The following is a 10258-nucleotide window of genomic DNA, read 5'->3' as shown; positions in this document are numbered from 1 at the left end:
CCGGGCGCGGCCGGGCTGCTGTCGGCGGCCGGCAGCCAGGCCCCGGCCCGGTGGGGTGGCGCGGCCCGCGTCCTGGTGAACCCGCCCGCAGCCGGGTGATGGTCGTTCCCGGGTTCCGCCCGCGCGGGACCGTGCCGGGGTGCGCGCCGCCCCTACTGGTAGAGAACGCCAGCCAGGTGCGGGGCGTCCACCGTGCGCGCGTCGTACCAGTGGAAACCCGTGTCCACGCTGGCGGGGAGCTCCTCACCGTCCATCGCTGCCAACCCGGCCAGCACCAGTTGCCGCCCCATGTCGAGGGGGTCCTGGGTGACGGCCCCGGCCAGCGTCCCGTCACGGACGGCGTCGAGTTGGGCGCGCCCCGAGTCGAACCCGACGACGACCAGGTCCTCGCGGCCGCTTTCGGTGACTCCCCGGAGCACCCCCAGGGCGGAGCCCTCGTTGGAGGCGTACAGGCCGTCGAGGTCGGGGTGGGCCGCCAGCAGGGCTTTGGTGATGTCGGCCGAGACGAGCTGGTCACCGCCGCCGTACCGCGGGTCGAGCACGGTGATCCCGGGTGCGTTGTCCCGCATCCAGTCCAGGAAGCCGTCCCGCCGGTCCACGCCGGACCCGCTGGTCTGGTCGTGCACGACCAGACCCACCGTCCCCGTGCCGCCCAGCAGACCGGCGAGGTGTTCGGCGGCGAGGGCGGCCGCGGCCCGGTTGTCGGTGGCCACGGTGGTCACCGGGATCTCGCTGTCCACGCCGGAGTCGAAGGCGATCACCGGGATGCCGGCCTCCTCGGCCTGGCGGAGCAGGGGTTCGGTGGCGCGGCTGTCCAACGCGGCCAGGCCGATGGCGTCGGGTTGGCGGGCGATGGCGTTGGTGAGCATGTTCAGCTGGGCCTCGATGTCCTGTTCCGTGGATGGTCCCATGAAGGTGACACCGGCGCCCTGCCGCTCGGCCTCCTCCTCCGCGCCGCGTTTCACGGCCTGCCAGAACTGGTGTTGGAACCCCTTCGAGACGATGGCGATGTGCGGCAGCTCGTGGTCGTGGCCCCATCCTGGTCCGCAGCCGGTGAGCGCGGCGGTGAGCACGCCGAGCACCGCGAGCGTCCTGGTCCCGCGCATCGCGCGCTCCCTCCTCGTGCGTGGATGGTGGTCCGCCGGCGGCTCAGGCACGCCGGCGGCGCAGCATGTCGGCGTAGACGGCCACGAGGATCACGCAGCCGAGGATGACGTTCTGCCACTCCTGGGGGATGGACATGATCTGGAGTCCGTTGTTGAGCACGGAGATGATGAGGGCGCCGATCAGCGTCCCGACCACCGAGCCCCGCCCGCCGGACAGGGAGGTGCCGCCGATGACGACCGCCGCGATCGCCTGCAGCTCGTAGCCCATGCCGGTGGCTGGCTGGGCGGAGCCGAGGCGGGCGGAGATGAGGATGCCGGCCAGACCGGTGAACAGGCCGGCGATGACGTAGACGGCGATCTTCACCCGGCGCACGTCCACCCCGGACAGGGCGGTGGCCGCCTCGTTGCTGCCCACGGAGTAGGTGTGCCGCCCCAGAACGGTCCTGCTCAGGACCAGTCCGGCGACCACCGCAGCGACGAGCAGGATGAGGACGGCGTTGGGGAAGTCGACCCCGGGAACCAGGTTGCCGGTGGAGATGTCCAGGTAGCCGGGGACGTCGGTGAAGTAGATCGGCGCGCTGTTGGACAGCACCAGGGCCAGCCCGCCGGCGACGAGCATCATCGCGAGGGTCGCGATGAACGGGGGAATGCCCAGCAGGGTGACGTTGAGGCCGTTGACGAGGCCGATCAGACCACCGAAGAGGATCGCGGCGGGGACGCCGACCGCCAGCGGCAGCCCGAGGTCGACCATGAGCACCCCGGCCACGACGGCGCACAACGCCATGCCCGTGCCCAGGGAGAGGTCGATGCCGCCGCTGACGATCACCAGGGTGGTGCCGACGGCGAGCGTACCGATGACGACGGTGGAGAACAGGATCGCCGTGAAGTTGCCGTAGGTGAGGAAGAAGGGGCTGGCGGCGGAGAAGAAACCGGCGATGACGAGGAGGCTGGCGAGGGCGAGGAGCTGGTGGAGCCGGGTACGGGCGGCACCCGCGAGGCCACCGCGCCGCGTCGCGTGCTCGACGGTGTCGGACGTGGTCACGGGCGGGACCTCCGTCCGTGCTCCGGTTCGGCCTGCGGGGCGGTGGCGGCCCGGTGCTGGTTCGCTGGCGGGCCCTCCGGTGGGGGTGTGCCGGTGTTCTCCGGTCGCAGGGTCGCGTACCGCATGATGGCCTCCTGACTCGCCTCCGCCGCCGGGAGGACTCCTGTCACCCGGCCCTCGCTCATCACCACGACCCGGTCCGCCAGGCGCAGGACCTCGGACAGTTCGGAGGAGATGACGATGACCGCCGTGCCCTCGTCGGCCAGCCCCTCGAGCAGCTGGTGGATCTCCTCCTTCGCGCCGACGTCGACGCCTCGGGTGGGTTCGTCGACGATGAGCACGTCGCAGTCCCTGGCGAGCCAGCGGGCGAGGACGACCTTCTGCTGGTTGCCGCCGGAAAGGTGCTGGACGGGACGGTCCAGGGACGGGGTGCGGACACCGAGGGCCCGCACGTACCGCTGGGCGGCGGCGCGGGCGGCTCGTCGTCGCACGACACCGGCCGTGGCGAAGTGGCTCGCCAGCGCCGAGAGGGTGATGTTGGTGCCGACGTCGTGGTCGAGCAGCAGCCCGAGGCGTTTCCGGTCCTCGGAGAGGTAGCCGACACCGAGCGCGGCGGCCTCGGCCGGGTTGCGGATGCGTACCGGCCGGCCGCGCACCGCGATGGTGCCGCCGGTGACGGGGTCGGCGCCGACCAGTGCCCGCGCGGTCTCGGTGCGTCCGGCACCCATCAGTCCGGCGAAGCCGAGGATCTCCCCCCGGTGGAGGTCGAAGCTCACGTCGCGGAGGAGCTCCCGGGTGGACAGCCCGCGCACGCTGAGCACCACCGGTCCGGGGCGCCGGCGCCGGGCGGGTGGGGCCGCCGGCGAGGTGGGGACGGCGCGGCCGACCATCAGGGAGACGACCTCGTCGGTGCTGGTGGTGGACACGGCCCGCGTCGCCACGTACCGGCCGTCGCGGATGACGGTGATCCGGTCGGCGATCCGGCGGATCTCGTCCATCCGGTGGGAGATGTAGATGACGCCGGTGTTCGGGCCACTGAATCGTCGGATGAGTGCGTGGAGCGCCTCGACCTCGTCGGCGTCCAGGGCGGCCGTGGGCTCATCCATGATGAGCACCCGGGGCCGGTGGGACAACGCCTTGGCGATCTCCACCAACTGCTGGTGGGCCACGGAGAGGGCGCCGACGGGAGCGTCCGGGTCGAGGGGCAACCCGAGTTCGTCGACGAGTTCCGCCGCCCGCCGGTCGAGGGCCCGGCGGTCGACGAACCACCGCCACCGCCTGGGTTCCCGGCCGAGGAACAGGTTCTGGGCGACGGTCAGGTCCGGCACGAGCGCGAACTCCTGGTGGATGATGCCGATGCCCAGGGATCGCGCGTGCCCCGGCCCGCTGGGTCGGATCTCCCGCCCGTCGAGGAGGAACCGCCCGGTGTCCGGCTGGTCGACGCCGGAGAGCAGGCGCATCAACGTGGACTTGCCGGCGCCGTTCTCCCCCACCAGGGCGAGGACCTCGCCGTGCCGCAGGTCGAGCCGCATCCCGGCCAGCGCCCGCACGCCGGGGAAGCTTTTGGTGACCTCGGAGACGTCCAACAGGGGAGGGAACAGGTCGGTCGAGGAATGCGCCGTTCCACCCACGTCGCCGACCTCGCTTCCCGTTCAGGGGCGCCGGTCCGCCGGGGGTGGTGACCGCGCTCCCGTGGTGCTGGTCCCGCTCCGACCGGGGCCGGCCCACTCGTGGTGTCGGAGTGGCCCGGTTCATGATCGGAGTCAACTCTGGACACTAGAGATCGGATCTCTTGGCCGTCAAGACGCTGAGGACGTCGTCGCCGGTGACGCGCCGCGGCTTGTCCGATCCGTGTCCGGTCCACCCCGGGCGAGTCGACGCCCGGGGTTCGGGGAGCCGGTGACGGCAGGCTGAGCACGAGGCGGAGCCGCCGTCCTCGGGCAGGTACCCGGTCGGCGACGGCCCGCCCGACGCACCTGGGCCACCGCTGGGGCCGGAACCAGCCCCACCAGGTCTCGGCTCAGGTAACCGAACCGGCCTGGATGACGTGGGCGGGAACCGGCCGTTCCGCTGCCGGGACCGTCGTCGTCGCGGCGCGGCGGAACTCGCTCGGACTGACGCCGCGCACCCGTTTGAAGGCCGCGCTGAACCCGAACGCGTCGGAGTAACCAACGGCGTGCGCGATCTCCTCCAGGGTGGACGACGCCCGTTCGATCAGGAGATCCGCCGCGAGCGTCATCCGCCACCGCGTGAGGTAGGCCAGCGGCGGTTCGCCCACCAGGTCGGTGAACCGCTTGGCCAGGGTCGACCGCGATACCCCGGTACGGCCGGCCAACGCGGCCACCGTCCAGGGCGCGGCCGGTTCGCCGTGCAGCAGGCGCAGCGCGTCACCTACCACCGGGTCGTGCTGGGCCGCCCACCACCCCGGCGGTTGACCGCCGGGTCGGTCGAACCACTCGCGCAACGTGCACACCAACATCCAGTCCAGCAGCCGGTCGAGCACCACCTGTTGGCCGGGCGCGTCCACGGCGACCTCGGCGGCGAGGTGGTCCAGGACGGGGTCCCCCGTTCCTCCCGCGCACACCCGCAACACCCCGGGCAGCGCCTCCAGCAGGCGGCGGCTGATCTCACCGCGCACCGGGTAGGCAGCGACGATCAGCGTCGTCGACTCCCGGCCGGGTTCGAGGGCACCCGGATCGTGCCAGCCACGCCGATGCCTGGTCCCGCCCTGCTCCGGCGTCGCGCAGGACTCGCCGCACGGGATCGGTTCGGCCCGGGTGCCCACCTCGTCCACGAAGCTGAACGTCCCGGGACCGCGCACGACGACCGTCTCGCGGGCGTGCAACGGCTCGGGGGCACCGTGCTCGGGCACGATCCAACCGCCGCCGGTGAGGACGGTGCACAGGGTCAGCGGCGCGCCGTCGACGAAGTGCAACGCCCACGGCGGGGTGTGGGTCGAGCTCCCCACCAACGAGCCGTGGGCCCGCACCCCGCGCAGCAGATCACTGAACGCGTCCACCCCGCCAGGCTAGACGAACACACAGGCGGTCCGGCGTCCTACCTATGGAATCGTCCAGCCCGAGGCGGTTCACTCGGCACATGAGCAACGACACCACCCTCGTCCTCGGCGCGACCGGCAAGACCGGCCGTCGGATCCTCGCCCGCCTCCGGCTGCGCGGCACCCCCGTCCGGGCCGCCTCCCGGTCGACCCGGCCCCGCTTCGACTGGTCCGACCCCGGTGGCTGGGACGCCGTCCTCCGGGGCGTGGACGTCGTCTACGTCGTGGCCCCGACCGTTCCGGGCCCGGTGCACGAGTTCGTGACCCAGGCCGAGGCCGCCGGAGTGCGGCGGCTGGTCCTGCTCTCCGGGCGCGGCGCGGACACCTGGGGAGATTCCCCCTTCGGGTTGGACATGCGGTCAGCCGAGGAGGCGGTGCGCGGCTCGGCACTGGAGTGGACCGTGTTGCGGGCGACGAACTTCGCCCAGAACTTCAGCGAGGACCTCTTCCACGCCCCGCTGGTCGCCGGGGAGCTGGCCCTCCCGGCCGGCGAGGTTCCCGACCCGATCATCGACGTCGAGGACGTCGCCGACGCGGCCGTCACGGTGCTGACCGAACCCGGCCGGCACGCCGGCCGCGTCTACGAACTCACCGGGCCGCGCGCACTCACCTACGCGGAAGCCGTCGACCTGATCGCCCGGGCGTCCGGACGGCCCATCACCTACCGGCGGATCTCCCCCAACGAGTACGCCGCGACGCTCGTGGGGCAGGGCCTGAGCGAGGACGACGCTGACCACGTCGCCGAGATGTTCGTGATGATGGAACGCGGAGAGACGGCCTCCCCGACCGAGGACCTCGCCGACCTGCTCAGCCGAACGCCCCGCACCTTCGAGGACTACGTCGTGCGGACCGCCGGGACGGGTGCCTGGCGGGCGTGACCAGCCGCCGGCGCCGGCACGGACGGGATGACGCACTCGGTGCGGCCGCCCGACGACGCCTGCGGTTCCCCCACCACCCTTGGACGCTCGCACCCGGGGCGAACCGCCCCTGTTCCGAGGATGCTGACAGCAGCCTCCTCCACCGACTGGAAGGACCAGGATGAGCACCACCCCCAGCACGCTGACCCCTGAGGACCTCGAGTTCCTCCGCCGCCCCCTGCACGGCTTCCTGACGGTGGCGGCGGGACCACTCCCGCCCCAGCCCCGGCCGGTGTGGTTCGAGGCCACCGCCGAGGGCACCATCCAGCTGTTCAGCGAACCGGCCTCCCCGAAGATGCGCCGCATCCGACGCGACCCGCGTGCCTCCCTCGTCGTCGCCGCCCCGGTGGGGGAACGCGAACGCTGGGTGTCGGTCGCCGGCCGGGTCGAGGTGGAACCCGAGGGAGCCCACGAGCTGTGCTCCCGACTCGCCGCCCGGTACTGGGACCTCAACGACCCGGGCCGCGCCGAGGAACTCGCCGGGATGATGGCGGATGACCAGGTCCGACTCATCATCCACCCCGAGACCGTCCGTAGGTTCCCGCTCTGAGGTGCGTGCAGCGGTTGCGAAAGGAAGTCCATCCCGCGCCGGGTTCACCTGGCGACCCGTGACCCCGGCGGATGGGATGTCCACGTCCCGTCCGCACTGGCGACGAGGGGATGCCGTGCGTGGGCGAGCGCAGCCGCCGTGAGCAATCCGGACGAACCAGCAGCGCGAGCGGGGAGCGTCCTCGTGGACATACATCATGTGTCCGGCCTGGACGAGGTTGCTCACGTGTCGGCTACCAGCTGGGGCTTCACCGACCCCACCGTCGGCGGAGCCCACCCCACCTACCTGTGGACCACGTCGCCCCTGGCCCGGGTCAGGGTGGAGAACAGCGAAACCGCCCTGTCTACGGGGGATGACCTGGGCCAGCAGGAGCCCAGCTCATCGCAGTAAGGACCCGGCCCCCGCGTGCGGGGGGACGACGCGCGAGGGCGGGTCGTGATGGCCCGCGTCCGGGGAACAGCCCCGCGTGCGCGGGGACGACTTCTGGTCTTCGAACATCCTTTCGATGCAGAAGGGAACAGCCCCGCGTGCGCGGGGACGACCGCATTACGTGCGCGGACTGCCCCGGCTTCCCCGGAACAGCCCCGCGTGCGCGGGGACGACGGACTGGGACGAGGAGATCGCCGCTGCGGCCGCGGAACAGCCCCGCGTGCGCGGGGACGACCTCCGCCTCAGGGAAGCGGTCGTGTTCGCCGTGGGAACAGCCCCGCGTGCGCGGGGACGACTCGGCCCCGGTCCAGGCCACGACGTCGCCGGGGGGAACAGCCCCGCGTGCGCGGGGACGACGAGCTGGTGGTCGCGGCGCGGACGACGGTGGCGGGAACAGCCCCGCGTGCGCGGGGACGACACTTCCTGACCTGGGAGTTCACGAGCGACCCTGCCGGTTTTCCTTCACTCTCCTCGGCGTCTCCCGCAGTACCACAAGCCTCCTCGCCGTGAGTATGCCCGCCGCCGGGCGCGGCCCCGTTCGGGCCCCCTTCCCCGCCGTCCCGGTGGTCGCGGTCCCTCCAGACGCCGTCGGCTCAGGACACCTCACCCACCGACTCCGCCGGCTGGGGAGCAGCGTGACCGACCCCGCCCAGGGGTTCACCGTAGGTCATCTCGCCGTCATGTTCCGTTGCGCTGGAGGCTCTCGAAATTTTCTCACGAAATCCTAGGGTGAGGTGTCCCCGTTGTTCGTACACATCGGACAACGCAGTCCTTCCGCAGCTCGTGGAGGCCTCATGCGACGCCGTGCTCCCCTGTTGGCAGTGGTACCCCTACTTCTGACAGTGGCGGCCACCCCCGCCCTCGCACAGTCCATGCCCTCGGCCGCCCCCCAGGCCACGACCTTCCCCGCCAGCACGTCGGTCGGTGTGCACAACGCCTACGAACAGAGCGCCTTCCCCTACTTCGCCGACGGACTCGACTCCGGAGCGGGAATGCTGGAGATCGACGTCTGGACCGACCAACTCATCGGACGCTGGCGGGTCAGCCACAGCCTGATCGGTCAGCGGAACAACTGCGTCGGCGCCACCCACGCCGACGGTCTCCGTGCCGGTCCTCGCAACCAGGACCTGCCGGCCTGCCTCCGCGACATCCGGGCGTGGCAGGAGAGCAACCCGGGCCACCGCCCGATCGTCTTCAAGGTGGAGTTCAAGGACGGCTTCTACGACCGGGGTGGGCTCGGCCCGGCCGCGTTCGACGCGCTGGTGGCGGACATCCTGGGTGACGGGGTCTTCCGGCCGGTCGACCTGCTGACCCGCCCGGACGGATCGCGGTTCGCGACGCTCGACGAGGCGGCGCGGGCCGGCAACTGGCCCAGCCGGGACGAGCTGGCCGGCAAGGTGATGTTCGAGCTGATCCCGGGCACCTTCGAGCAGGGCAACCCCTTCGACGACCTGTGGACCGACGAGGAGTACTCCCGCCACCTGCGTGACCTGGCCGCCGAGGGGCGCATCGAGCAGGCGCAGGCGTTCCCGGCGGTGCTGGGCGCGGAGGCCGGCGACCCCCGGGAGCGTTACGAGGACGAGTCGCTCCGCCCGTGGTTCGTGTTCTTCGACGGCAACGCCACCACCTACGTGCGCCCCGAGGTGGACACCGCCTGGTACCACGAGCGGAACTACGTCCTGCTGATGACGAACTCCCACTCCGTCGCGCCGGCGATCGACGCCAACCACCCCACCGAGCAGGAGGCGCGGGACCGATTGCACCTGTTGGCCGGTGAACACGCCAGCATCGTCTCCAGCGACTGGCGGGACCCCGGGGTGCTGTCAGCGGTGGCACAGCGCGGGCAGGGCTGAGGCCCTCGCCCCTCCCGAGCGGGACCTGTCCCGGCCGATGTCCCGGGGCAGGCCCCGCCCCCACGCGCGTCCTCCCGGCGCGCACCGCGCCGCGCGGTGTGCCGCCGGGTGCGCGTTCGCCGGTTCCGGGCCGGCGTTACCGAGCTGTGGGGACCGCGAGTTCCCGGAGCCGGGTCAGACCCGTCGGTTCCGACGCGGCCAGGCCGCAGCGGACCGCGCCGGGCGTGGCGAAGCGTGCCTCGATCCGGCGGAGCAGGGACACGTCCACGTCCTCGGGGATCTGGTTGACCACCAGGGTTCCCAGGGTGAAACCGCCCTCCACGAGGGCGTCGGCCGCCCGTTCCGTCTCGGCGAGCACCATGCGGCGTGGGATGAGCACGAGGCGGACCTCGGCGTCGGTCCGCAGGCGCTCGGCGGCGCGTTCGAGGCGACGTCGCCGGTCGTGCAGTCGTTCCAACAGCGGGTCCCGCTCGGGTTCACGGTCGCCGACCACGGCTTCGGCGAAGCGGTCGGCGGCCACAACGCGTTCCCGCTGCCTGGCCAGGCCCTGGATCCACGGGGCCAGCAGCGAGGGCAGGTTGATCATGCGGAGCAGGTGTCCGGTGGGGGCGCTGTCGACGACCAGCCGGTCCCATTCGCCGGGCACGTCCTCGAGGTAGCCGGTCAGCACGTCGGTCAGCGCGGACTCGGCCATGCCCGGCCCGGTGGCGGCGTGCCCGAGGTGGCGCCGCACGGCCGGCATGATCCTGCGGGGCAGCGCGGCGGCCGCGTCGTCCTCGACCTGGCGCACCCGGCGGCGCACCGCCGCATCCCCGTCGGGTTCGGCCGCCCACAGGGTTGGTCCGAGTCGACGCGGCCGGTCGCCCAGGGTGGTCTCGAAGGCGTCCCCTAGCGAATGGGCGGGGTCGGTGGAGATGACCAGGGTGCGGTGTCCGGCGTCGGCCGAGGCGAGGGCGTGGGCGGCGGCCATCGTCGTCTTGCCCACCCCGCCCTTGCCCGCGAAGAAGGTGATGGGACGGGTCAACAGCATCCTCCGGGTCCGTCGTACTCGTCGCGGCCCATCCGTACGTGCCACTCGTGCATGTCCGCCAGCAGGAACGGGACCAGTTCGAGCGTCTCGTAGGCGACGGGGCTGTCCACGCCGAGGGTGTCGAGGAGCATCAGCGCCCGCATCGTGTCCTGCTGGTCGCGGGCCTCCCGGCGGAGCGTGGACCGCCACCGGGCGGTGAACCAGGCTTCGTGGAACTCGGCCACCGCCCGCAGGCCGGCTCGGATGCGGTCGCCGACCGGCCCGGAGGCCGGT

Annotated in this window: 10 protein-coding genes and 1 CRISPR repeat array; of the genes, 4 read left to right on the top strand and 6 right to left on the bottom strand. The window is 72.4% G+C overall.

Annotated elements, in window-relative coordinates:
• Nucleotides 1-152: 152 nt before the first annotated feature.
• From ACTIDRAF_RS0222875 to ACTIDRAF_RS0222860, 4 genes are all read right to left on the bottom strand, one after another.
• On the bottom strand, nucleotides 153-1106 hold the full coding sequence (locus ACTIDRAF_RS0222875; RefSeq protein ID WP_016701036.1) for an ABC transporter substrate-binding protein: 954 nt from the start codon (nucleotides 1104-1106) through the stop codon (nucleotides 153-155).
• 43 nt (nucleotides 1107-1149) lie between these two features.
• Nucleotides 1150-2148, bottom strand: coding sequence for an ABC transporter permease (locus ACTIDRAF_RS0222870; protein ID WP_016701035.1), 999 nt, complete (start codon nucleotides 2146-2148; stop codon nucleotides 1150-1152).
• Complete coding sequence (locus tag ACTIDRAF_RS0222865) at nucleotides 2145-3779, bottom strand: ATP-binding cassette domain-containing protein (protein WP_016701034.1); 1635 nt, start codon at nucleotides 3777-3779, stop codon at nucleotides 2145-2147. The genes ACTIDRAF_RS0222870 and ACTIDRAF_RS0222865 overlap by 4 nt, the downstream gene beginning before the upstream one ends.
• A 389-nt stretch (nucleotides 3780-4168) precedes the next feature.
• A complete protein-coding gene (locus ACTIDRAF_RS0222860) occupies nucleotides 4169-5167 on the bottom strand; it encodes an AraC family transcriptional regulator (protein WP_016701033.1) in 999 nt (332 codons plus the stop codon).
• A gap of 80 nt (nucleotides 5168-5247) precedes the next feature.
• Between ACTIDRAF_RS0222860 and ACTIDRAF_RS0222855 the strand changes: the two genes are divergently transcribed.
• From ACTIDRAF_RS0222855 to ACTIDRAF_RS0222840, 4 genes are all read left to right on the top strand, one after another.
• Nucleotides 5248-6084: an NAD(P)H-binding protein gene (locus ACTIDRAF_RS0222855; RefSeq protein WP_016701032.1), complete on the top strand. Its 837-nt coding sequence runs from the start codon at nucleotides 5248-5250 to the stop codon at nucleotides 6082-6084.
• 160 nt (nucleotides 6085-6244) lie between these two features.
• Nucleotides 6245-6673: a pyridoxamine 5'-phosphate oxidase family protein gene (locus tag ACTIDRAF_RS0222850; RefSeq protein WP_016701031.1), complete on the top strand. Its 429-nt coding sequence runs from the start codon at nucleotides 6245-6247 to the stop codon at nucleotides 6671-6673.
• Between the two features lie 225 nt (nucleotides 6674-6898).
• Nucleotides 6899-7063 carry a hypothetical protein gene (locus tag ACTIDRAF_RS0222845; protein WP_157163222.1) on the top strand — a complete coding sequence of 55 codons (165 nt, stop codon included), beginning with the start codon at nucleotides 6899-6901 and terminating at the stop codon, nucleotides 7061-7063.
• A gap of 62 nt (nucleotides 7064-7125) precedes the next feature.
• A CRISPR array of direct repeats spans nucleotides 7126-7520; the repeat unit is 29 nt; unit sequence GGGAACAGCCCCGCGTGCGCGGGGACGAC.
• 403 nt (nucleotides 7521-7923) lie between these two features.
• Nucleotides 7924-8955, top strand: coding sequence for a phosphatidylinositol-specific phospholipase C domain-containing protein (locus ACTIDRAF_RS0222840; protein WP_211215405.1), 1032 nt, complete (start codon nucleotides 7924-7926; stop codon nucleotides 8953-8955).
• A 136-nt stretch (nucleotides 8956-9091) separates the two neighbouring features.
• On the opposite strand, the gene ACTIDRAF_RS0222835 is transcribed toward ACTIDRAF_RS0222840, so the two are convergent.
• Both ACTIDRAF_RS0222835 and ACTIDRAF_RS0222830 read right to left on the bottom strand, forming a co-directional pair.
• Nucleotides 9092-9985 (bottom strand): ArsA family ATPase, encoded by an 894-nt coding sequence (locus ACTIDRAF_RS0222835; protein ID WP_016701028.1) that lies wholly within the window; start codon nucleotides 9983-9985, stop codon nucleotides 9092-9094.
• On the bottom strand, nucleotides 9976-10258 hold a 283-nt coding region (locus ACTIDRAF_RS0222830; RefSeq protein WP_016701027.1), incomplete at its 5' end, for a cory-CC-star protein. The genes ACTIDRAF_RS0222835 and ACTIDRAF_RS0222830, both read right to left, overlap by 10 nt.

Origin of the sequence: Actinoalloteichus spitiensis RMV-1378 (assembly GCF_000239155.1) — a bacterium.
Classification (GTDB): domain Bacteria; phylum Actinomycetota; class Actinomycetes; order Mycobacteriales; family Pseudonocardiaceae; genus Actinoalloteichus_B; species Actinoalloteichus_B spitiensis.
This window is presented reverse-complemented; position numbering and strand designations above follow the sequence as displayed.

Coding starts and splice junctions, on each gene's coding strand:
- ACTIDRAF_RS0222875 (WP_016701036.1), bottom strand. CDS start 1,106: ATGCGCGGGACCAGGACGCTCGCGGTGCTCGGCGTGCTCACCGCCGCG.
- ACTIDRAF_RS0222855 (WP_016701032.1), top strand. CDS start 5,248: ATGAGCAACGACACCACCCTCGTCCTCGGCGCGACCGGCAAGACCGGC.
- ACTIDRAF_RS0222850 (WP_016701031.1), top strand. CDS start 6,245: ATGAGCACCACCCCCAGCACGCTGACCCCTGAGGACCTCGAGTTCCTC.
- ACTIDRAF_RS0222835 (WP_016701028.1), bottom strand. CDS start 9,985: ATGCTGTTGACCCGTCCCATCACCTTCTTCGCGGGCAAGGGCGGGGTG.